This is a genomic window from Psychrobacter proteolyticus, from assembly GCF_039762275.1.
Taxonomy (GTDB): Bacteria; Pseudomonadota; Gammaproteobacteria; order Pseudomonadales; family Moraxellaceae; genus Psychrobacter; species Psychrobacter proteolyticus_C.
This window is the reverse complement of record NZ_JBDLOB010000002.1, coordinates 224250-247531: the sequence shown is the minus strand read 5'-3', so window position 1 is coordinate 247531 and position 23282 is coordinate 224250. Positions and strand designations below refer to the sequence as shown.

At 43.2% G+C, this 23282-nt stretch carries 16 protein-coding genes and 3 tRNA genes; 15 read left to right on the top strand and 4 right to left on the bottom strand.

Annotated elements, in window-relative coordinates; translation table 11 throughout:
- The first annotated feature begins 338 nt into the window (after positions 1–338).
- Positions 339–2411, top strand: coding sequence for a 1-deoxy-D-xylulose-5-phosphate synthase (gene dxs / locus ABFV72_RS04050; protein ID WP_347162533.1), 2073 nt, complete (start codon positions 339–341; stop codon positions 2409–2411).
- Between the two features lie 355 nt (positions 2412–2766).
- Entirely contained in the window at positions 2767–3594 is an 828-nt protein-coding gene (locus tag ABFV72_RS04045) for an inositol monophosphatase family protein (protein WP_057758174.1), read from the top strand.
- 92 nt (positions 3595–3686) lie between these two features.
- Here ABFV72_RS04045 and ABFV72_RS04040 read toward each other — a convergent pair whose 3' ends face one another.
- Complete coding sequence (locus ABFV72_RS04040) at positions 3687–5126, bottom strand: WS/DGAT/MGAT family O-acyltransferase (RefSeq protein WP_347162532.1); 1440 nt, start codon at positions 5124–5126, stop codon at positions 3687–3689.
- 174 nt (positions 5127–5300) lie between these two features.
- Positions 5301–6122 (bottom strand): thiazole synthase, encoded by an 822-nt coding sequence (locus ABFV72_RS04035; RefSeq protein ID WP_347162531.1) that lies wholly within the window; start codon positions 6120–6122, stop codon positions 5301–5303.
- A gap of 327 nt (positions 6123–6449) precedes the next feature.
- Between ABFV72_RS04035 and gspE the strand changes: the two genes are divergently transcribed.
- Positions 6450–8003 (top strand): type II secretion system ATPase GspE, encoded by a 1554-nt coding sequence (gene gspE, locus ABFV72_RS04030; protein WP_347162530.1) that lies wholly within the window; start codon positions 6450–6452, stop codon positions 8001–8003.
- A gap of 105 nt (positions 8004–8108) precedes the next feature.
- Here gspE and ABFV72_RS04025 read toward each other — a convergent pair whose 3' ends face one another.
- The gene (locus ABFV72_RS04025; RefSeq protein ID WP_347162529.1) at positions 8109–8582 is read right to left on the bottom strand and encodes a RidA family protein; all 474 of its coding nucleotides are present in this window, start codon (positions 8580–8582) and stop codon (positions 8109–8111) included.
- Positions 8583–8620: 38 nt separating this feature from the next.
- Positions 8621–9346: a DUF4442 domain-containing protein gene (locus ABFV72_RS04020; RefSeq protein WP_347162528.1), complete on the bottom strand. Its 726-nt coding sequence runs from the start codon at positions 9344–9346 to the stop codon at positions 8621–8623.
- 419 nt (positions 9347–9765) lie between these two features.
- On the opposite strand from ABFV72_RS04020, the gene ABFV72_RS04015 reads away from it, so the two are divergent.
- The 12 genes from ABFV72_RS04015 (at position 9766) to ABFV72_RS03960 (ending at position 23208) form a co-directional block, all read left to right on the top strand.
- Positions 9766–11241 carry an McrB family protein gene (locus tag ABFV72_RS04015; RefSeq protein WP_347162527.1) on the top strand — a complete coding sequence of 492 codons (1476 nt, stop codon included), beginning with the start codon at positions 9766–9768 and terminating at the stop codon, positions 11239–11241.
- A 15-nt stretch (positions 11242–11256) separates the two neighbouring features.
- Positions 11257–12798, top strand: coding sequence for an McrC family protein (locus tag ABFV72_RS04010; protein WP_347162526.1), 1542 nt, complete (start codon positions 11257–11259; stop codon positions 12796–12798).
- 226 nt (positions 12799–13024) lie between these two features.
- Positions 13025–13101: transfer RNA gene (locus tag ABFV72_RS04005), tRNA-Pro, on the top strand.
- A 105-nt stretch (positions 13102–13206) separates the two neighbouring features.
- Positions 13207–13283: transfer RNA gene (locus ABFV72_RS04000), tRNA-Arg, on the top strand.
- A 41-nt stretch (positions 13284–13324) separates the two neighbouring features.
- Positions 13325–13400: transfer RNA gene (locus ABFV72_RS03995), tRNA-His, on the top strand.
- Positions 13401–13844: 444 nt separating this feature from the next.
- The gene (locus ABFV72_RS03990; RefSeq protein WP_347162525.1) at positions 13845–14780 is read left to right on the top strand and encodes an AraC family transcriptional regulator; all 936 of its coding nucleotides are present in this window, start codon (positions 13845–13847) and stop codon (positions 14778–14780) included.
- A gap of 319 nt (positions 14781–15099) precedes the next feature.
- A complete protein-coding gene (locus tag ABFV72_RS03985; protein ID WP_347162524.1) occupies positions 15100–16161 on the top strand; it encodes a hypothetical protein in 1062 nt (353 codons plus the stop codon).
- Between the two features lie 83 nt (positions 16162–16244).
- Complete coding sequence (gene gspF / locus ABFV72_RS03980; protein ID WP_347162523.1) at positions 16245–17447, top strand: type II secretion system inner membrane protein GspF; 1203 nt, start codon at positions 16245–16247, stop codon at positions 17445–17447.
- A 526-nt stretch (positions 17448–17973) separates the two neighbouring features.
- Entirely contained in the window at positions 17974–18411 is a 438-nt protein-coding gene (gspG, locus tag ABFV72_RS03975) for a type II secretion system major pseudopilin GspG (RefSeq protein ID WP_347162791.1), read from the top strand.
- 245 nt (positions 18412–18656) lie between these two features.
- Positions 18657–19205, top strand: a complete 549-nt coding sequence (locus tag ABFV72_RS03970) for a protein-disulfide reductase DsbD domain-containing protein (RefSeq protein WP_347162522.1) — start codon at positions 18657–18659, stop codon at positions 19203–19205.
- A 47-nt stretch (positions 19206–19252) separates the two neighbouring features.
- On the top strand, positions 19253–21382 hold the full coding sequence (dsbD, locus tag ABFV72_RS03965; protein WP_347162521.1) for a protein-disulfide reductase DsbD: 2130 nt from the start codon (positions 19253–19255) through the stop codon (positions 21380–21382).
- Between the two features lie 377 nt (positions 21383–21759).
- Positions 21760–23208 carry a phospholipase A gene (locus ABFV72_RS03960; RefSeq protein ID WP_347162520.1) on the top strand — a complete coding sequence of 483 codons (1449 nt, stop codon included), beginning with the start codon at positions 21760–21762 and terminating at the stop codon, positions 23206–23208.
- Positions 23209–23282: the final 74 nt, after the last annotated feature.

Genomic DNA, 23282 nt, shown 5'->3' with positions numbered 1-23282 from the left:
ACGGATACAGTGACAAGTCTTTACCCTTACATTACTATGTCGTCATTAACATCCGCTATTGATGCAAAATAATAGGGCATAATGTCACCCCTCAGTTGTCAATAGTATGAAAGCATCAATATTTTGATATCAAAACGTTGGTATTGGCGCGCAGTCTATTGTGCTAGCGTGTCTACTTTCGTAAGTAGCGCAGCTATACAAATACGAAAGTTGCATGAATAATTATATGGTCGATTACATCAATAATGATGTAGGTATTATTGACGTCTTTTGATTATAGTCACCGCTATATTTTAAAGACACGTCTTGTCAGCAGATTGGTAGGTATCGTACGGTTTATGCAGCAGTCACCTCATTCTCCAAAGTCTCAGTCCCTATCTACATCAGTGCTGGATTCTGCTGCTCAGCTATCGAGCTTACAGCAGACCTATACTGTGATTCCACGTGTGCGTCCTCATACGCCATTGCTTGATGCAATTGATACACCCACTGACCTTAGCACGCTTTCGGCTGCCAAGCTTATTACGCTGGCTGATGAATTACGCCTTTTTCTATTGTATTCAGCTGGTCAGAGCGGTGGGCATTTTGGTGCCAACTTGGGCGTGGTTGAGCTGACCATAGTATTGCATTATTTGTTAGATACGCCGCAAGACCAAATCGTCTGGGACGTGGGTCATCAAGCTTATGCTCATAAAGTACTGACAGGTCGCCGTGAGCAGTTAGGTACTATCAGGTCTAAAGATGGTCTGACGGCATTTCCTGAGCGCGCAGAGTCTGTCTACGATACATTTGGCGTAGGGCATTCATCGACCTCTATTTCAGCTGGTCTGGGTATGAGTCTCGCCCTGCGTTATCAAGGCCGCGAGCAAACGGTTGCTTGCATCATTGGTGATGGTGCGATGACAGGTGGGATGGCATTTGAGGCCATGAATGACGCAGTACAGCAAGATGCTGATTTACTGGTCATTCTAAACGACAATGATATGTCGATATCTTGCTCTATTGGCGGATTTTCACGACATTTAGCGATGCTTTGGGAGTCAGGTTATCAAGTTGATATCTCTGAGTCAGGTGAGCCAGTACTCTGTCACCGTCCTGATATGCAGGCGTTCGATCGCCGCAAGCGTCATAAAGAGATGCGTGATGTTCCGCAGCTAGAAGATAACTTATTCAAAGCCATTGGTTTTACCTATTTTGGTCCGTTTGATGGGCATAATATTCCTGAGCTACTGCGCGTATTGTCACTGGCAAAGCAAGTAAAAGGCCCAGTACTAGTGCATATCTATACCACTAAGGGTAAAGGGTTTGCACCAGCAGAACTAGATCCAGTGGGCTATCATGCAATCAGTAAATTGCCAGTCGAAAATCATAAAGAGCATGAAGCGTCTAAAGCTAACTCTATAGAGCAGCTAAAAAAACAACCAAGTACAAAGCCAGCGTTAAAATATTCGCAAGTGTTTGGCCAGTTCTTATGTGATAAAGCGGCCGAAGACGATAAGCTACTAGCTGTCACCCCTGCTATGGAAGAAGGCTCAGGGATGACGGACTTTGCTCGTCACTTTCCAGAGCGTTTCTTTGATGTGGCCATTGCTGAGCAACACGCTGTCACGCTAGCGGCTGGGATGGCAACTCAAGGCGTCAAACCTATTGTCGCGATTTATTCAACGTTCTTACAGCGTGGATATGATCAGCTGATTCATGACGTGGCTCTACAGAACCTCGATGTTATGTTTGCCATAGATCGAGCGGGCCTAGTCGGTGAAGACGGTGCCACGCATGCCGGCGTGTTTGATTTTGGATTTTTACGTTGTGTACCTAATATGGTGATTGCAGCGCCAAAAGATGAGAACGAATGCTACCATTTGCTCAATACTTGCTATGAGTATCCAGGCTGCACGGCGGTACGTTATCCGCGTGGTACAGGCACAGGTGCTGATATTGAGCAGCCAGCCCAAACTTATAAAGTTGGTGAAGCGGTTGTCGAGTCAGTATTAGGTAAAACTGATGCGCCTTACAAATTGGCACTATTGGCCTTTGGTACGATGGTGGCAACTACTCAGCAAGCCGCAGAAAGCTTAATAAATAACGATGCTGCATTAGATTGCCAGATACAGGTGGTCAATATGCGCTGGGTAAAACCGTTAGATACGGTAATGCTTGAGACGTTATTAGCGCAAGGGGTCACTCATATAGCAACCCTAGAGGAGCACATGATTATGGGCGGCGCGGGTAGTGCAGTGAATGAGTATTTACTCAACGAGTCGGCAGCCTTTAAGCAAAGTCGTCCAGCTATTGCTAATATCGGTATTCCTGATCGTTTTGTTGCTCATGGTTCTCAAGCAGAGCAATTGGCTGACTGTGGTTTAGATGTCGAGGGCGTAATCAAACAGCTTAGAACGCTCTTATCTTAAGCAATGTTTTTAACATTACAATATTATTTTAAAAAATTAATGCGCTAAAAATGTATTAATTAAAACCGATATAAGCTCCTTAAACAGAGCAAACGCCTGCTAGCCGTAGGTGCTAACTTTTTTACAACTTGCGCAGTTTAGATGATCGCCAAAGTACTGGCTTGGTCAGCGTAACGGTTTTTTCGTTTTTATCGAACAATTTTAGTATAATGCGGGTGTCTTTTATAAGTTTTCGTTTATAAAAGACACGTTTTTAATCGCATAGATGTGGTGTGATGCGGCGGCTGTTTGGCATGTTGTGGGCACAAAGTTAGTCTTATTTTTTATATTCATTCATCAAGCAAATAGGTTATTTATGGAACCCATGGTCGTCATCGCAGCGCGTACTGCTGAAAAAGTTGGTAAAGAGATTTTATATGCGCATCAAAACCGCCACAAAATCGAGTTAGATATTGAGTCTAAAGGACTTGATGGTCTGGTTACCCGCATTGATCGTTTTAGCGAAGAGCTCACGATTGAGACGCTAAAAGCCAGTTATCCTAATCATTCATTTTTGGGTGAAGAGTTCGGTATGCAAGAAGGCCGCGGCGAAGATGCTGACTGGTGTTGGATTATCGATCCACTAGATGGCACTAAGAACTTTGTCCACGGTGTACCGCAGTTCTGCGTATCTATCGCAGTACAGCATAAAGGTGTTACCCAACACGGTGTGGTCTATGATCCTGTTCGTGATGAGATGTTCTCAGCGAGCCGCGGTAAAGGCGCGCGCTTGAACAATCGCCGTATGCAAGTGAGCGAGCGCAAAACCATTGATGGCGGTTTCTTTACGACCGGTCATCCGCTTGAGCGTAAGCGCAATGGCGAAGTTATCTCTTATGCTAAACAGCACTTTGAGAGCTTGCAGAAGATATCTGAAGCAGGTGGTCAGGTACGTCGTATGGGCTCAGCTGCGCTTGACTTGTGCTATGTTGCCGCTGGTCGTTTTGACGGTTATTTTGAGATGTCTATCAAGCCTTGGGACATCGCTGCGGGCGAGCTTATCGTAACTGAAGCACGTGGTGTGGTGGTTGATCATACTGGCGCGCACAACTCTATGACATCAGGCTCTATCTTTGCTTGTAATGTGAAATTGCTCAAGCCATTGATGCAGACAGTTGTACCAATTTGGGGTGATGCAATCTAAACGTTAACCTCGTTGGTATTAATGTTTAGCGCTTGCAGGATTTAAATTCAAGTAATATCTAGATTGAGTATGAATGAAAAAAGCTGGTTCCATTATGGAGCCAGCTTTTTTGTTTTATTATTACCCTTATTGCTGCCTTTATCTTCAACGGTAATACCTTTGAATGCTAACTCCTTACTGGTAGTTTCTAGCAGCTGCAACTCTTCTTCTATCAGCATTAGCATATCTTGTACGCGAGGCAGCGCCTTGCTACAAGCGGTGATACCAAACTCAATCTTATCTAAATAACTGGCTAAAGTGATATTCATCGCTTGACCATTAAAGACGATAGAAGCGGGGTACAGTGATTGCAAACGAGCACCATTCCAGTACAGCGGTTTTTCAGAGCCAGGTACGTTAGAGATAATCAGGTTAAATGCCTGCTTTCTAGGAAACAGTCCTGTCGCCAAATTAATGCCTTGCCACGCGTATGAGACGATACTGTAGTTAATGACCTGCGCTTGGTTCATACGGCGAAAGCGACGTTTGCCGTTATTCATACTACGGTGAATGAGTTCTATCCTGCGCAATGGATTGTCCAAATGCGTACCCAAGTTTGCTAATACAAACGACAACTGATTGCCCGAGATACTGTTGTCTGTACGCAGGGACATCGGTACAAAGGCAATCAACGGTTTGCTTGGTAACGCATCCATTGATATTAGATAACGACGAATAGCACCTGCACAGACCGCCAGTACCACATCATTCCTGCTAATTTTGAGCCTTTCAGCAATATCGTTAAACCGTTTTATATCATAAGACTGTGCAGCTATACGCCGTGAGGCTGATATACGTTTATTCAAGATGCTCATTGGGGCGTCAAAAGTACCGACGTACCCTTCATCACCGTAGTTTTTTACATTATCTAGCAGTTCTGTAAATACAGGTTTGATGGTAGATATCTGCTCTTTTATGATGCCTCTGATGGATCGTTCGGCAGGCAAGATAGCGTTTACTTGGTTGCGATGGCGCGCCATCAATGACCAGACAGGGAGAGTAACTGGCTCGGTTGGCGATTGTGATAAGGATTTTTGAACCAAACGCATCGCTGCGATGCCATCAACCAAAGAGTGATGAATCTTAAAATACCACGCAAAACGTTCAGGTCCACCCTCGACTTCTGGCTGTATACCTTCGATAACATGACATTCCCACAAAGGCATGGCACGATCTAATAAACGCCCATGTTCTCTTGAAACGTACATTAATAGTTCACGTACGCGTCCAGGACTTGGTAGCGCGACATGATGCAAGTGATGCTCGACATCAAAGTCTTTGTCTTTTTTCCAAAAGGCTAAATGCTCAAGTACCTGATTAAAAGGAAAGCTGGGCGGCACATCAGACTCTTGCATTTGTTTTACCAATTGATAGACAAAATCGCTATCCGCATTGTCTGGTAATTCAAATACAAATAGTCCACCAACGTGCATGGGCTGTTTACGCGACTCAAGAAGTAGAAACAACTGGTCGACTGCTGTGAGAAGTCGCATAATAAATCCTTTTATGACGATAAGTGTTATGTGAAAATTATAATTAGTAGATATTCAATCAAATAACATTTTTTATTATTTTATAGAGCGTGTTAAGCCATCAACCATAGCACTGACAGCACTATACGTAAATACTCAACACGCTCTATTATGATATGTCATTTATACTTCAATTTATTGAAAGAAATACCCAGTTTGTGGTGAGCTGGCAGTAGCCATCTTACGCATTGGCATACGACCTGCCAAAAACGCAGCGCGACCTGCCCACATAGCATGTTTCATTGCGTGTGCCATCATTACCGGGTTTTGTGCATTGGCAATGGCTGAGTTCATCAGTACGCCATCACAGCCAAGCTCCATCGCAAGTGCAGCATCAGACGCAGTGCCGACACCAGCGTCAACCAATACGGGTACTTTAGCATTTTCGATTATTAAGCTAAGCGTATGACGATTGAGTAGACCAAGCCCAGACCCAATCAAGCTGCCAAGCGGCATAATAGCGACACAGCCCATGCTTTCTAGTTCTTGTGCGACGATAGGGTCATCTGACGTATAAACCATCACTTCAAAACCATCATCGATCAATACTTTGGCGGCTTTTAAGGTTTCTATAACGTTTGGATATAAGGTTTTCTCATCACCCAATACCTCAAGCTTAACCAAATTATGCCCACCCAATAACTCGCGAGCAAGCTTACAAGTGCGAATGGCTGTTTCGGCGTCAAAGCAGCCAGCAGTATTCGGTAATATCGTATATTTATCAGGTGAAATCACATCTAATAAGTTAGGCTCATCACTGTTTTGTCCAATATTGACACGGCGAATAGCAACGGTCACGATTTCGGCTGCTGAAGCGGCAATGGCTTCTCCAGTCTCTGTCATGTCTTTATACTTGCCAGTACCAACCAGCAGACGTGAAGAAAAGGTACGGCTACCGACAGTAAAGGTATCTTGTAAAAGTGGTGTTGGGTGAGTAGTGCTAACGTTCTCTGACATAACGGAAAATCCTAATATCGAGCGGGAGAAGGGACAGACAAAATATGATGGGTAATCTAAGCAATCTAAAAGGTGTAATAGACAATGGCAAGCGGTCTGCAAAAAAACCGCATGATATGCTAACTCTGATAGCAATAATATGTGCTAGGCGATAGGTATAAAGCGCCAGTCACATAAAATAATACCCGTCTAAAACAAAATGCTATTATAACAAACTCATGCAACCTTACTGGCAGTCTTTTTTGATTCGAACTGTTAAGGACAAGGCATCCATCATGTCTTGGCGTGCGTACTTCTTATCCTCTCCTCACTTATTGGGCCGTCTTTATGATGCAGTTGCCATACAGCTTTGCGAAACGCCATCAGATTTTGGCCATACTTGCGATAGATCCGGAATTGCCGCCAACATTGGTACTCACCAAAGCTACTCCGTTGTCAGCGATCAATGAAGCGGTACGGTTTTTACAGCAGCAAGGCATTCGCGGTGTACCCACTTACGAAAGCGTCAGCGCGGACGATTTTGAAAAACGTATGAACGCCGCTTATGCTGGCAATACAGGAGAGTCGCAGCACATTGCTGCTGGACTTGAAGACCATCCTGATCTCGATAGCTTGGCTGATAGCGTCCCTGAAACTGAAGACTTGATGGATCAACAAGACGATGCGCCTATCATTCGTCTGATCAACGCCTTGTTGTCCGAAGCCATCCGTTTAAGTGCCTCAGACATTCATATTGAGACCTTTGAAAAGCGCTTGGTCGTCCGTTTCCGAGTTGATGGTGAGCTAAAAGAAATCATCACACCAAAACGCCAACTGGCTCCATTGTTGGTCTCGCGTATTAAAGTAATGGCTAAGTTGGATATCGCTGAAAAGCGAGTGCCGCAAGATGGTCGTATCAGTTTAAGACTGGCAGGGCGAGAGGTCGATGTGCGTGTATCGACTTTGCCATCGAGCTTTGGTGAGCGTGTGGTAATGCGTCTATTAGACAAGCAAGCTGGTCGTTTGAATATGACGTATTTGGGGCTTTCTGATAGTGACTACACTGAGCTAAAGCGCTTAATCCATCGTCCGCATGGCATTATTTTGGTGACAGGGCCGACTGGCTCGGGTAAAACCACGACGCTATATTCTGCATTGACCGATTTAAATGATCAAACTCGCAATATCTTGACTGCCGAAGATCCGATTGAGTTTCAGCTTGATGGTATCGGGCAGACGCAGGTCAACAATAAAGTAGATATGACATTTGCTAAAAGTTTGCGTGCAATGCTTCGTCAAGATCCTGATGTGGTGATGGTTGGTGAAATTCGTGATTTAGAGACAGCTGAGATTGCCGTACAGGCCTCTTTAACAGGGCATTTGGTATTATCGACACTGCATACCAACACCGCTATTGGCGCGGTCACTCGCTTACAGGACATGGGTGTTGAGCCATTTCTGTTGTCGTCATCGCTTATTGGCGTAGTAGCGCAGCGTTTGATACGTACTTTATGTTCACATTGTCAAAGCTGGCAGGCCGCTGATACCGAGCAAGTCAAGCTGTTTACCGAAATTGGCATTGGGTCAACGTTGAAAAGTGATACCAAAGATATAGCAAGTGAGTCGATTCGTTTGCCCAAGCCAGTTGGCTGCGATAAATGTAATCAGTCAGGGTTTAAAGGACGTACTGCTATCTATGAAGTCGTGCCAATCGACGATACATTGCGCCGTATGATTCATAGCAATACGGCTGAGTATGAGCTAGAAGAATATGCGCGCCAGCAGACTCCATCGATACGTGCAGATGGCTTACGTAAGGTTATAGAAGGGCGCACGACATTGGAGGAAGTGCTACGAGTGACAAAAGAGAGTGCATTAACGGACGAGACAATACTGGTATAAGTTTGTAGACTCGATATTGGGATAGCAAATAAAAAACAACTGGCGTAAATAGCCAGTTGTTTTAATATTTTTCTAATTGTGGAGCTTTAGAGTTTTTAGCCGCTATTATTTGGCAGCCATACACTCAATCTCAACGCTTGCTCCAGCAGCCAGTTCTGATACGCCAAAAGCTGAGCGTACAGGGTAGGGCTTTATCATCTCAGCCTTGTAGACTTTGTTAAAGTCATCAAAGTCATCCATATCAGTCAGCATGACCATACATTTAACGATATCAGACTTTCGGTAGCCATATTTTAATAGCGTGCTATGGATATTATCTAGCACTTGCTTGGTTTCAGCTTTGATACCGCCTTTGACCAGTTTGCCATCTTTAAAGCCAATTTGTCCCGACATATACAATGTATTGCCCACGCGTACAGCCTCTGAAAAAGGATAAGTACCGCCATCGCCCAAGAAAGTAGGGCTAGATTTAGCAATGCTGACAGCTGTCGTTGTGTTGGCATTAGCGCTATGAACAAAACCCAATGAGCACATAGCGGCTAGCGCTAGCGTAGATAGGCAAGTACTAAGTTTGAACATACTGTTTCCTCATTGGGTTTGTTATCAATTTTTATTAACTATTTATCAGTACTATTATCTTGAGTAGGTGATGCGTCGCTTTCTTCGATTGGTGCCTCGGTTCCAGTATCATCTTCTGCAACTTTTTCAGACGCTTTACCTTGGCGGCGTGCCTCTAGCTCCGCTTTTGGTATCCATGCCCATGTCATCTCAACCACAATTGGATCGCGGTCACTATCAGATTCACGATCTTTGATGACACAAGGAATAATCATCTCGCCTTTAGGCGTGTTTAGGATATCCAAACGCTGTTCATCAGACAAGCTTGCAATAGCAGCAATTTGACCTTTTTTGATTGGACGATGGAAATTTACCGAGTAAGATTTAATCAGTAGGATACGATCAGAGGGCAAGTTTAAACCCAAAATAAATCCCGTTGCTGTCTCTGCCAGTAATGTGATGGCGACTGCATGAATAGAGCCGATATGGTTTTGGACGGCTTTGTTGTTGTTTAAACTAACAACGACTTGGTTTGGTTCTACCGTCTCATAATAAATGCCGGTCGTGCCGACATAGGGGACGACCTTGCCAAAGGCTTTAGATAAAATACTTGAGCGTGCTCCAGCAGGCAGATATTTGGTGACTGATAACAGTTTAGTAAACTGATTACTAATTGGTTTTAGCGTGCTACTAGGTTTCTCAACTGAAGATTTTGTGCTGTCAGATACTTTGGCTGGCAGTTTATTGGTCAACTTGGCGGGTAGTTTTTTTAATAATCCTGACATACAAAATTCCTTAACGTAAATAAGTTGAATGACATTCTTAGCATGGCTTTTTATGATAGCGACAAAAATATAGGTTATAAAAGTCACTACAAATACTATGGTACATCAACCATTGCCTTCCTACTATTATTAGCATGAACTGCTGCGCTTACAAAACTATAGTAGCGTGGCTATGTTGCTAGGTTATGTCATCAATTTAGATCGCCACTTAAAGCAACCTAGTCATCTTATATGTCAGCATCGTTTGGACAAAGGAAGCCGAGGGACAGTGCTACAAATAGCAGACTAAGCGAGACTGACACTGCATCTAATTTATAGAGGGTTGACTATAGTTACCATGCCAATAGACAGCCACGTTATAATGACAAAATGTTAGCATGTCTATTTCAAACCTGTTTTTAATGCCGCTGGATAACGTTATGCCTGATATATCTGCTCATGAACCGACCAATATTATTTATACGGGCGTTGCTGGTACAGGTAAAACCTATAGATTACTGCAAATCGCGAAGCAATATACCGACTATCTACCCAAGACTGAAAATGAAGATTTATTAGAACAACTGCTGCAAGGTCTAAGCTGGCGCGAAGTATTATGTTTGGTATTTTTAGATTTACGTGCTGAACAACAGGATTTGTTAAAGGTTCGAGAAATTATTGATCATCCTTTTTTTATGACCAAAGCTGCTCAGAACTCACGTGATAAAAATCTAGATAGTACAGCTTGGTTAGAGTTACGTAGACATAGCCCTACAAACTCTCAAACAGTCAGTTTTGATAACCGTGCTAGCCAAGCTTATTTTGATAAAGACAATAGTGGATCATGGTATTTATTACCAGAGAGTATGGTGCTACTAGAAGATTTATCGCAGCAATTAGCAGAGTTTCAGCAGGCACAGAGTGACAACCAACCCCATCAAAATCAAAACATCGGTCAGCAACGTTTTAGTATGGTGAGCTTCCATCAAGCCTACGGTTATGAAGAGTTTGTAGAAGGTATACGCCCTGTCATGAATGGCGCTGCACAAGCAAATAACAGCCCTTCTAATCAAAATCAAATGAGTTACGCGGTGCAAGATGGGGCGTTTTTAAAGCTATGCCAACGCGCCGCCCGTGACCCTCAGCAGCGTTATGCCATGCTGATTGATGAGATTAACCGTGCTAACGTGTCACGGGTGTTTGGTGAGCTTCTCAGTTTGATAGAGCCTGATAAACGAGCGGGCAAGCCGAATGCGATGACAGTGAATTTGGCGTATTCTGGGCGTGCTTTTAGTGTTCCTGCCAATGTCGATATTTATGCCACTATGAATACCCAAGACCATTCTTTAGCACCACTTGATATGGCATTACGCCGACGTTTTCGTTTCATTGACTGTCCACCGCAGCCTGATTTACTATCGACAATTTATGACAGCAATGACATTGATACCGGACTGTCTGACGGTTCAGAAGCAAGCGCGATAGATTTGAGTAAATTACTAACAGGCTTGAATAGACGTATCGTGCAGACACTGGGAATAGAAGCACAGTTGGGGCATGCGTTTTTGTTCACCGTCACTCAGTTAGAGCAATTACAAACAGCTCTCGTTGAACAAATTATTCCTCAATTGGCTCAAGCAGCTGGTGGCCAAATTACGGTGCTGCAGTATATCTTTGGAGATGAGCAGCAACCGACGAGTAAGCAGTTCGTACAGGACAGTCAAGCATTGATGAATGACGAATTGTATAATCCGCTGGGCAACCAAAATAATGCTTCCGCTGAACACCAAATGTTTGCAGGGCAGGGTTCTTTTCTTGGTCAGTCTATGAATGTGAATAGTTATACTATCAATGCCGATTTGATTGCTAGGGATGGTGAGTTTAATAATGCTGCTATCTATCAGCGTTTGTACTAGCAGGATGACTGTTCAGTGATAACGAATAATCCATATTACGCCAAAGAGCACGCTATTAGGGCAAACAGTCGTCAGACTCGTATCCCTAACAGTAGTGTCGCTACCATGAATGTTATCACCGTGTTTGAGCATCAACGTTTGACCGTGCATGATTTTTTGCACGCGTCTGACTTCGACTGGCTAATAGCGCAAGAGTTTGCAGTATTTACTATCAAGCGTAAGCAAGGCCAATGGCAGCTTAAGGTTGGGCACTACATTGGGATTATTCTACTGCCCAGTGGCATAACGCTTGAGATATTGCCAAAGCTAAATCAGTCTACTCAGAGCAATGATATCGTCCAGACCCGTCATTGGGTACAGGGTATGCTATCGGATTTAATTCATCTTGATGCGCATAACAATCGTAAGCTACCCAATACGAAAAACTTCGGTCAGTTTAGTTCCCAGTCTACTCCTTTACCGTTAAAAGTATTGCCTATATCAGATTGGCTGATTGAGCAGTTTTTGCAGCTTTTAATGGATTATCAACCCACCAAGCATTATCAGGCTCAGATTGAAAATCAGGCATCCCTGCAAGGTCGACTGCTCATCAAAGAACAACTGCGTCATAATAGTATGCAACCGCATAAGTTCATCTGTGAAAGTAGCGTATTAAGTTACGACATGTTGGCCAATCGATTGATTAAAAGTGCATTGGTTTACTTGATGCCTTTATTGCCCCAGTTTATTTCTTCAAAACTGTTGCAGCCATGGCAGCAGGTATCTACGCTCAACAACCGCGAAATTCAGCAGATAGCGTTAATATATGCTCAAGCGAAGCGTCAGCTAGACGTTCAACCACTCCAAAAGCAAAAACTGCACGCCGCGCAGCAGTTAGTAGACCTAGCATATTGGCTATTGAAACAGACGACAGCTGCGACAGGTAATGGTATTGATCCAAATAGACAAAATAGCTCTCAGCTAAGATTGTGTCTATTGATTGATATGAATCAAGCTTTTGAGCAATGGGCAAGTCAGCGTATCGCATCGATGTTTCAACAGCTTAGTAGTAGTTACCGTCCTTTTTACCAAACCCAAAGTGTCTGGCTAAACGATGCTGAAGGACTAGCGTGCTTATCTATACGGCCTGATTTGTTAATATTTAAAACCGTCTATGATGATTGTCAAAATCAGAACGATACAGCAGCTCATCAAACCGAAGCCAAAGGTTGCTACAGTCATGTCATCGATATTAAGTGGAAGTACTTACCGCATGCTGCTGCGATTAGTGCGAGCGACGCTTATCAATTGACTAGCTATGCACAAACTTACTTGGCGGGGCAGGTCTGGTTGGTTTATCCGGTGCTAGGTAGTGATAGACAGCCAGTAGCGCTCAAGCAACAAACTCATTATGGTAGTAATGACAGTGACAGTGACAGTGACAGTGACAGTGACAGTGACAGTAACGATGATATTAAAAAAAATGAATCAATTGATGCCCATTTATGGTTAATGCCGTTTGATGTTTTGACAGGCACACTCAACGGCGAAGTACTGCCACATTTGGACAAAGTTTAATACGGTCATCAATGACTGATAGATAAAGGGTCTTGCTGTCACTATTTTGGTGAAATTGACGTAATTTTAAAAAAATTAGCGATTATTTGAAATTAATCGAAAATAGGTGTTGACACAATCGCCTTTACCCCTTAATATGTGCACCTCGATAGCGAGGAACATTAACAAGTTAGCGGCATTGCCAACAACGAGTTGATTAACAAACTATCGTGATAATAGAGAATTTCGGAGTGTGGCGCAGTTTGGTAGCGCATCTGGTTTGGGACCAGAGGGTCGTAGGTTCGAATCCTATCACTCCGACCATCTATTTTAAGAGCCTTACAGGCTTTTTTTTATGTATAACGGTTTAGTTTCTGATATAGTAAAATATATCGTAAAGTAAGCTTAGTATATAAAAGTCCTCTAAGAGCGCCTGTAGCTCAGCTGGATAGAGCATCTCCCTTCTAAGGAGGTGGCCGCAGGTTCGAATCCTGCCAGGCGCACCATTTAGCCTGCAAATCTTGCCTATTCTTTGGCAATAGTTATGGCGGTTGTAGCTCAGTTGGTAGAGCCCCGGGTTGTGATCTCGGTTGTCGTGGGTTCGAGTCCCATCAGTCGCCCCATATTTTATTCTGTATGTATCTACATACAAATCATATCTCAATCTAAAAATATATCAGTAATAGCACTCGCCCTTGATGGCGATTTTTTTATGCCTATTCGATTTTATCTATGCATTGTCTTTCTAAGATTAAACAGATAGAGTTTGATAGCACCTTCAATACTAGATAATCTCCCAAATTCTTATCAACATTGCCTGTAGGTTTTCCTTAAGGCCTAGCGTGACTGTGTCTCCTCTATTATTGTTTAGTAGTTCTAATAAGTAAATAGACATGACGTTTTAAATGATGCATTATGCTTAAGTGTTATCACACCCATATTATTTAATAAAAATTATTTATTGGAGTAAGCATTCGCATAGAGCAAACCGACAGAACTTGTTATTAAGAATACTATTATTTTTCAAGATGAATCGTTATTAATCTGCATTATTGAGGAATTGATTGATGGACGCACTGAGTGTATTGCTGCAAAACGTGCATTTATTTGAGACTAAGTATTACCGTCTAAATGGCACTGGCAATTGGTCTTATTCTATTACTAGAAAAGACACCATTTTATTTTACTTAGTAATGTCTGGCGGCTTTTGCATTGATGTTGGTAATGGTCTACGGGAAGCTCGCGCTGGCGACATGATTATGATTCCGAATGCGCACAAGCATGTGAGTTACGCACTTAATCACCATGGCGATGTTGCTGAGTCGCTTGATGAACTATTGAGTAATTGCACCGAGCGTACACTTGATATCGATGGCGATGGAGACCCCAAATCATCTTTGATACTGATCGAATGCAAATACGACAAAGAGATGATTAATCCTCTGTTGTCGGTACTGCCACCGATATTACCTGAGCTCAATGATGCTGCTGACGGTCGGTTTGAAGTGATTGATGTAGAGATAAAGCTGCTAACACTAGAAGCTGAGCGTGAGCGTATGGGCAAAACGGCTGTAATCAATCATTGGGCAAGCATCATGATGATTGAGTGTTTGCGCGTCTATATTGAAAGCTTGCCTGAAGCCACAGAAAACTGGCTTAAAGCCATGAAGGATCCGTTTTTGACCAAGGCACTAGCCGCAATGCATGGGGCACCGAGTGAAAGCTGGACTATTCATCAGCTTGCCGAAGTCGCAGGGATGTCGCGTTCTAGCTTTGCACAGCGTTTCAAGGACACCGTTGGTATGCCGCCACTAACTTATCTGATCGATTACCGCTTACGATTGGCGGCTCGATATTTACGCTTACAGCAAAACAGTATTAGCCGTATCAGCGAGATGGTGGGCTACGCCTCAGATTCGACTTTTAGTCAGGCGTTTAAACGTGTGTATGGTGTCTCGCCAAAAGCATACCGTCAGCAGTATCGACAGAACAACCTTGCATAGCTTCAGTTGCTGTTTATTTAAGTTATTTAAGTAGAATCTCGACGATAAGCGCTAAGGTCATTTACATGTCCTTGGCGCTTTTTTAATTTGTGAATACTTGTTATTTGTAGATGTTGAGTCACTCATATCTATAAGGCCCTTGGTAACTTGCTATGGCTATTTTAGTTAAGGGCAGCTGACATTGAGTCTGTGTTCAGGTACTATGGGTTGATGAGTCGTCGAGACAAAAGCGTTGGCGCTATAACGCGTTATATGTCCTTATACGATAGGTATCTAAAAGGTTCGAGACGATGTTTATTTTCGCTGCTGATGGTATGTTATGACTGAACCGACCGCAAAGCTAAATGCAGGAAGCAATGGCCAACAAGAGGCTGGTGCAACTGCTAAAATAGAAAGTAATGTTGATAAAAACACTGCTGTAGAGAACCCGCATGTCGGCAAAGATGCGCCGAAAAATGAGCCAGTAGAGACACCTGATAAGGCGGCGTTATTGACGATGTTTACTTTGTCAGATATCGAGGCGGTAGCAACTGAAGCAGTAATATCTGAGTCATCCGATAGTCTTACAGTATCTGCAAAACCTGCGGCTCAAGAAACCAATGTCGCTACGCAACGTGTTGCGCTTTATCGTGCTCAGCATGAGCGTACTCGACTGTTATATATGGCATCTGCCAATACGCGTCCTACTTACTTAGTACAAACCCTGAAGCCGCAATTCGTAGAATACCAGCAATATTTACTTGCGCAGCAGCTTGATAAACGTGGGTTGATGGATACGGATACGCTCGAAAGACTCTGGCAGCAGCTGCATGTAGTTGATGACATTATTGCAGATATCGTGCGTCATATGCCTGCACAGCAGCCCGCCGGTTGGCAGCTGACGACTCAAGATGGTCGCAATCCATTGTGTTTTGCTACAGTCGGTAAGTTAAAGCACGGCAAGCCAATTCGCGACCAAGGTAGCCTCAACAGTTATGTACTTGGACATTTTGGTGTGAGTAGCTTTACCTATGATCGAGGCTATTATATTGGTCATGTGGTTGGTTATTTATTCAGCTGTTATTATTGTGCTCACTTGTCGATTACTTATGGCGTCACAGCCCTTGGACAGCAAGTCGTGGCTGACTATGATTACGCCAGTCTTGAAACCCCGCATATGGTCAGATTATTACAAGGTCTCGACGGTTATTGCAAAAAACGCATTTATCAGTTGGCCGTTATTTGTGCGCGCTTGAGCGTTTTTGCGAGTGATAAACGTATTGAAAGAATGCTAATTGCTGAGGTTAATGACTTTGATAAAAAGCTACAGCAGCAGCATTTGGATGTCTTATTATTACAAGGTTTAATGCCTGATAGTAATGACTCAACGCCACTTTTTTAAGCGTAGAATGTCAAATTAATAAATTTCTATTAAGTCATAAATCATAACTATTTACCTGTAAGCCTCTTAGGATATCTGCTGCCATGCCTGCCTATCATTTCAAAGCGCTTGATGACCATGGCGTTGTCCAAAAAGGCTTGCTAGAGGGGGATTCTGCGCGGCAAATTCGCCAGCAGTTGCGCGATAAGCAATGGACACCTGTTGAAGTCAATCCGGTCAATGACAGACAGAGTCAGAGCAAGAACCGCTACAAAAAACCGTCTGCATACGAGTTGGCATTGCTGACACGTCAGCTATCTGTATTATTGGCAGCGGGTATTCCACTCGAAGAAACCTTGGCAGCGGTTGCTAAGCAATCTCCAAAGACTCACATCAAATCTCTGATGCTTGCAGTGCGCTCACATGTCTTGGAAGGGCTCAGCTTAGCACGTGCCCTGCAACAAGCTGCTAGCTTTCCGCCGTTATACATCGCTACGATTGCCGCAGGCGAAAAATCTGGCCATCTTGACCTTATCCTCAATCAGCTAGCAGACTACACCGAAAACCGCTTTGCCCTCCAAAAGAAAATCCAAGGAGCCATGGTCTATCCGATTGTCTTGATGGTAATGGCAATTGCGGTAATTATGGGACTGATGAGCTTCGTCGTGCCCAAAATTGTCAAAGTCTTTGAGCAGTCTGAGCAAGCGCTGCCTTTAATTACTCAAATTGTTCTCACGCTATCGAATATCATTACTCAGTGGTGGTGGTTAATACTGTTGGTATTGGTAAGTACCGCATTTTTATTCTATCGTTTTGCCCAAACGCAAGCAGGTAAATTAACTATTGATAGTGTGGTGCTTAGATTGCCGATACTCGCCAGATTGTCCAAAGGCCTGAATGCCGCGCGATTTGCCAGTACCCTTGCGATACTAGTACGCTCAGGAGTGCCTTTAATTGAGGCATTACATATTGGGGCTGCGGTCACGACCAATTTGCATATTCAAAAAACCATTATCACTGCGGCTGATAGGGTTACAGAAGGCTCTAGTTTGTCTAGCCAGCTAGAGAAATCTAGTTACTTTCCACCGATGATGGTACAGATGATAAAAAGTGGAGAAAACTCAGGCGAGCTTGAAAATATGCTAAGCCGTGCCGCCAATATGCAGGAGGCAGAAGCAACCAATTTTATCAGCACCTTATTATCATTACTTGAGCCTTTAATGCTGGTGTTGATGGGCGTAGTAGTTATGATTATTGTAATGGCGGTTATGCTACCTATCGTTAATATGAACGATTTAGCAGGCTAAATTAATTCGCTAGCCGATGATTTATCATTCTTTATGTATAGCTAGCTGCTAGCTGCCAATCTCCAAAACCTCTATTTAGTTCTCTTTTATTCTACTCATATCACCTAACTTGCTTGCTAAACCTTGGACTAGCTTTCTTAAGGTTTGCTTACTGTTGTATATTGTTGAACGAACGCTATTTTTGCTATGGCAAACACCAGCGCCGCGCTATAGTAAGCACGGTTTAATAGTCATACATTTAGAGTCAGCTAACATTTGGCTTCGGCTAAAATAGCAAATTCAAACTAGGCACAGCGCTGGATAAAAATAAAACCATGGTTTATAGTGACAATAGTTTCAGAGCTCATTGATATATCATTGATGAGAGCCACGATAGAACGCCACTTTTACTATTTACATAACTGTGATGACCAAAGCGATGACTATGACTGACAAACTCCAAGTAAATATGACGCCAAAAAGTGCTATTCAGGATATGCAATCCCATCCGAATGTTGTAACTGACCATAAGACTGCTTCTTCAGCTATGCAGTGCAGTGCGACAAAAAAGTCTGGTCAAGCAGGATTTACTCTTATCGAGATTATGGTCGTTATTGTGATCCTAGCCATTCTTGCTGGATTGGTGGTACCAAAAGTCGTTGGTCAAAGTGATAAGGCCCGTGTTAAAACAACTGAAACGGCGCTTGCCACTGTCTCAAATGCGCTAGATATGTATAAGGTTGATAATTCACGTTATCCGACGACCGCTCAAGGATTAGAGGCGCTTACGACACCGCCTGCTGATGCAAAAAACTATCCTGAAGGTGGGTACATTAAAGGTGGCTATCCAACCGATGGCTGGGAAAATGAGATGCAATATGTTGCACCAGGTAGTGAAGGGCGCCCTTACGATTTATTTTCGTTAGGTGCTGATGGTCAACAAGGTGGTGAAGGTCAAGATGCGGATCTTTATGCTCAGCTATAAAGCTTAATAACAGACGTATAGTGAATAAGTTCTGTTACTGATATAGCTTTGTAGAATGAAACATTCGTTCATCGATGCACTTTCAACAATTTATAAATATCAACCAATATTCCCTTATTGGTTGATATTTTTTATCAGTAGATAAATTGCCTACTGTTCAATATAAGTTTGATAGTCAGTGCTATAAATATATCTAAGCGCTCGCCAGAACAGTCATCGCAAACTGCAATTAAAGGTAATCATCTATGTCGATTCAACAGTCTAATAAATATTTTTCTAAAAACCTTTATAAATTGGTTCTAACCGTCGCAAGCACTTCATTGGTAACGGTCTTGTCAATGACATCGATCAGTGTACAAGCAGCAGGGTTAAATGACTTATTTAAAAATAGCTCCTCGGCAAAATCAAAGTTCTTACCAGTGGATGAAGCCTTTCAGGTGGTCAGTAATACCAAAGCGACTTCCAAAGGCACGCGGTTGTCGATCAGTTTTGAAATTACGCCAGGGCATTATGTCTATAAGGATAAGCTTACGTTGAGCTTCCCTAAAGGAATAAACGCTACGCCATTCACTTTTAATCAAGCAGCAGTATCAATCAATGATCCGACCTTTGGTCAGGTTCCTGTATTTACGCAGAGAAGTGTCATTGCAACCACGACACTGACGACCAGTAATGGTAAGGGCGCCAAAAATGCGCCTATTATTATTGGTTGGCAAGGGTGTGCAACGGCTGGGCTATGCTATCCACCAGAAAAAGTCAAAACCAAGATAAACATTGCTGCGACGCGCAAATAAATAGCGAGCAGATTGATTAAAATATCGGTAATAATAGGTAGCTATTCATGTCCATCAAGACATCACCAAAGTCCTCATCATTTAGCGTATCTACCCATTCGAAAAAATCGCATATCTTAGCGCTTGCCATCGCTAGTGGCTCATTGTTGACAGGTTTATCAGCGACATCGACGGTACAAGCGGCAGGGTTAGGCGACCTTTTCGGTAGTAGTGAAAGCTCATCGAAGTCAAAGTTTTTGCCAGTAGATCAAGCGTTTCAGGTGAGTACAGATAGCACCTCTGTTAAAGCGGGTACGCGGTTATCTGTTAATTTCAACATCACTCCTGAACATTACGTCTATAAAAAGCAAATTAAGCTTACGCTACCCGCTGGCGTGACGGCTGCACCTTTTACCTTTAGCCAGACACCATATTCGATAGATGATCCAACATTTGGCAAAGTACTGGTATTTGACCAAGCAAATATGGTCGCTACCACCACATTGACGAACAATAGTGGCAAGAATATAGAAGACGGAACTATCGTCGTCGGCTGGCAGGGCTGTGCAAAAGCAGGGCTATGCTATCCACCTGAAAAGATTAATACGACTGTCGATATTGTAGCTGCATCGACGAAGGTATCAGCAGGTAGTGCGAGTAGTGCGAGCTCGACCGATTCAGAGAATAGTGCTACGGCGACACCAGAGGAAGCAAGCTCAACAGCGCTTGATAATACTTTGCCTGATGAGGCGCAAGCACTGACAGACGATGGGGCTATTGATTATGATCTCATTGATGACAGCGCTGTAGAGTATGATTCTTTAGATAGTAATGCAGCGACGAATACGATTTCTGCAGCAAATAGCAGCGTAACAGGCGAGACGGCCAATAGCGAAAACGCATCAAACAATAGTTTTGTTGATAGCGATCCTTTTGGTTTGGCTTCTCACCCTTGGCTGGCATTAGTACTATTATTTTTAGCAGGCTTAGGCTTAGCTTTGACGCCTTGCGTCCTACCAATGCTGCCTATTGTGGCCAATATTGTAGCCCGCGAACAAAACCCAACGGTCAAACGCGGTGTCATCTTGACCACCAGTTACGCGATTGGAGTAGCGACTGCTTATGGTATTTTGGGCGCTGTTATCGCAGTATTCGGTGAGTCTTTAGGTATTATTGGTTGGCTACAGAATCCGATCATTCTCATTAGCTTTGCTATTGTTTTTATACTGCTCGCGTTATATATGTTGGGGCTTTTTAGTATACGTTTGCCGCATGCAATCAGTCAAAAGATGCAAGGCTTAAGCCAAGCAGGCGATAGTAAGCTTGGTAGTACAGGCGGCAGTTTAATCGCTGGGTTTTTATCAGCGCTAGTCGTGTCACCTTGTGTCTCCGCGCCGTTATTCGGGGCATTATTGGCGGTCTCTACCATTGGTAGTCCGTTGCTCGGCTTTGCCGCTTTATTTATGCTGGGTTTTGGTTTATCAGCGCCGCTTATCCTAATCGGTGCTACTCAAGGCAAGATTATGCCAAAGGCAGGCGAGTGGATGAATTGGGTCAAGCAAGGTTTTGCTTTACTACTGTTTGCCGTGGCACTGCTATTGATTGAGCGCGTGTTTATATCGCCAGTCATGCTGATGGTGTGGGCATTGTGGTTTATGGTCGTGGCAACATGGGCATGGAGTTGGCTAGGTAAAGGTCGTATGCTGACCCAAGCATTGAGCCTTATCGCTGGTATTTGGGCAGCGTGTTTAATAGTCGGCGCTGCATTGGGTAATGACGATAGCTTACATCCATTAGCGTCATTGGGTGCAGCACCGATGATAGTACAGTCAACGTCTGGTCAACCATTGAATAGTGATAGCACCACTGATAAGACGATCACGACGCTTGCAGAGCTAGATGCCATTGTCGCAGCCAATCCGAATGTTATTGTCGATCTGACAGCAGAGTGGTGTATTGAGTGCCGCATTATGGACAAGAACCTGTTTCATAATCGTCCAGTACAGATGCAAGATTGGCAACTAGTGAAGCTCGATATCACTGAGACGACAGCAGACTCAAAAGCAGTGTTGTCTCGTTACCAACTCTTTGGTCCACCAGCGCTACTATATTATATTGATGGTCAGCTAGTAAATCAGCAAGTGGGTGAGATTGGCCGCTCAGAATTTGAGCAAACATTATCGGCGTTGAACAACTAACAATTAACACTTAAGAAACCAGCGTAGTATTTTGAAAATTCTTAAGAATATTAAGAAGGCCAGTATATTGAGAAAGTATGCTGGCTTTTTTGATGCCATTAAATTCATACTATAGAATATTTATTAAGCATTTGTTATATAAGCGATTATATTGATAGGTGCTTATTTTAACTATCGATAAAGCTAGTATCGTGATTATATTTTCATTACAATAAGGAAACAATGCAGCAGGGGCCCTAATTGTCATTTTTTCTGCTCCTAATATCTGTGATTAGCTGATAGTCTCAGTCAATTCTATTTTAGCGACAACGCTAACGGCTATATTAACTACCTCATATACTCTGCTAGCGCTAATGCTAGTTAGATAAAGGACACTTATGTTTGCCCATACCATTACTCAGCGTCACCAACAGCCGTCTTACCAGAATGCACATATGCCTCTTCGTATTGCAGTTGCGCTTGCGTTGAGTTGTACCGCGATACAAGTACAAGCTGCTGATGATTCTCAAACCTATAATGAACTGCCAGCACCTGAAGCTGCATTTGAATACGAGGGTCTTGACCTATCGCAGAGTCTCGATAACAGTGCAATATCTTCTGATACGAGTACACAAAGTGGCAAAATAATTAGCAAAGAATTTATTGCTCAGCAAGCCAAGCTGTTTTCTGAATGTACTCAAGTCCAGTCTAGTGCTGCTCGCCTCGCTTGTTTTGATAAGGTAGCTGAACAAGGTAAGACACCAAGCTATACCTCAACCAAACAACCAATTGATTTGGCAAAAACCTTTCAAAGTACGGTCTCAGGTAATCCGAAAGTGATATTGGCTGAGTCTCAAACGGCGATGAGTGGGACTACAGTGGAAGATGCAGATACCATCTTAATGACCAATCAGCAAACAGCAGCCAGCAAATTGAAGGCAAATGGTAACGTAGCAGTAGGTGCTGAAACGAATAGCGAGGCACAGATTTTAGAAAATGTCGGTGTTACTCAGACAGACATCGAAAAGTTCTCGCCACTCAGTCTATCTTATGACCTAGATCAAAATAGTGAGCGTGGTACTTGGACGGTTAGACCATATCGACCGACGTATCTGTTGCCATTATTTTATACCTTTGATCCCAATTTAAATCCAAGCACACCATCACAAGAGACGGAGTCTCTAACTGCTAACGAGATGCGTGAAACTGAACTAAAATTCCAATTATCCCTAAAAACAAAAGTCGCAGAAGATTTGTTTGATACCAGTGCTGATCTATGGTTTGGCTATACCCAAGAATCACATTGGCAAGTTTATAACGAAGACAACTCGCGTCCATTTCGTGCTACCGATTATCAACCTGAAATATTCTTAACCCAACCTGTGACAGCAGATCTGCCTTTTGGTGGACGTCTGCGTATGTTGGGTGCAGGTGCTGTGCATCACTCGAATGGACAAGATGATCCATTATCACGCTCATGGAACCGTGCTTACCTCATGGCAGGCGCAGAGTGGGGCAAGCTATCAGTTATACCGCGTCTATGGGCTCGCGTAAATAGTGATAGTAATAGCGATGATGACAACCCAGATATCGAAGACTACATGGGCTATGGTGATATCAAATTCTTGTATGACTTGCCGGCTGATCAGAGCATTAGCGGTACCTTGCGCTACAATCCAGGTACCAATAAAGGTGCTGCGCAAATCGACTATATCTATCCTATCTCAGAGAATGTTAATGGTATGGTTCAGCTATTCCAAGGCTATGGTGAGTCGATCATTGATTATAATCATGAAAATACCTCTATCGGCTTTGGTATTGTACTGAATGATTGGAAAGGGCTTTAATTCGGAAAGGACACCAATTTGAGAAAGGCTCTAATATAGGTGGAATTTATGATAAGTTATGACAAGTTATAGTT

What these genes read in the sequence shown, in the direction of transcription:
- ABFV72_RS04015 (WP_347162527.1), top strand. Translation starts at nt 9,766, where the DNA reads ATGCCTGATATATCTGCTCATGAACCGACCAATATTATTTATACGGGC.
- ABFV72_RS03990 (WP_347162525.1), top strand. Translation starts at nt 13,845, where the DNA reads ATGGACGCACTGAGTGTATTGCTGCAAAACGTGCATTTATTTGAGACT.
- gspG (WP_347162791.1), top strand. Translation starts at nt 17,974, where the DNA reads ATGCAGTGCAGTGCGACAAAAAAGTCTGGTCAAGCAGGATTTACTCTT.
- ABFV72_RS04025 (WP_347162529.1), bottom strand. Translation starts at nt 8,582, where the DNA reads ATGTTCAAACTTAGTACTTGCCTATCTACGCTAGCGCTAGCCGCTATG.
- ABFV72_RS03985 (WP_347162524.1), top strand. Translation starts at nt 15,100, where the DNA reads ATGACTGAACCGACCGCAAAGCTAAATGCAGGAAGCAATGGCCAACAA.
- dxs (WP_347162533.1), top strand. Translation starts at nt 339, where the DNA reads ATGCAGCAGTCACCTCATTCTCCAAAGTCTCAGTCCCTATCTACATCA.
- ABFV72_RS04020 (WP_347162528.1), bottom strand. Translation starts at nt 9,346, where the DNA reads ATGTCAGGATTATTAAAAAAACTACCCGCCAAGTTGACCAATAAACTG.
- ABFV72_RS03960 (WP_347162520.1), top strand. Translation starts at nt 21,760, where the DNA reads ATGTTTGCCCATACCATTACTCAGCGTCACCAACAGCCGTCTTACCAG.
- ABFV72_RS04040 (WP_347162532.1), bottom strand. Translation starts at nt 5,126, where the DNA reads ATGCGACTTCTCACAGCAGTCGACCAGTTGTTTCTACTTCTTGAGTCG.
- dsbD (WP_347162521.1), top strand. Translation starts at nt 19,253, where the DNA reads ATGTCCATCAAGACATCACCAAAGTCCTCATCATTTAGCGTATCTACC.
- ABFV72_RS04045 (WP_057758174.1), top strand. Translation starts at nt 2,767, where the DNA reads ATGGAACCCATGGTCGTCATCGCAGCGCGTACTGCTGAAAAAGTTGGT.
- gspE (WP_347162530.1), top strand. Translation starts at nt 6,450, where the DNA reads ATGATGCAGTTGCCATACAGCTTTGCGAAACGCCATCAGATTTTGGCC.
- gspF (WP_347162523.1), top strand. Translation starts at nt 16,245, where the DNA reads ATGCCTGCCTATCATTTCAAAGCGCTTGATGACCATGGCGTTGTCCAA.
- ABFV72_RS04035 (WP_347162531.1), bottom strand. Translation starts at nt 6,122, where the DNA reads ATGTCAGAGAACGTTAGCACTACTCACCCAACACCACTTTTACAAGAT.
- ABFV72_RS03970 (WP_347162522.1), top strand. Translation starts at nt 18,657, where the DNA reads ATGTCGATTCAACAGTCTAATAAATATTTTTCTAAAAACCTTTATAAA.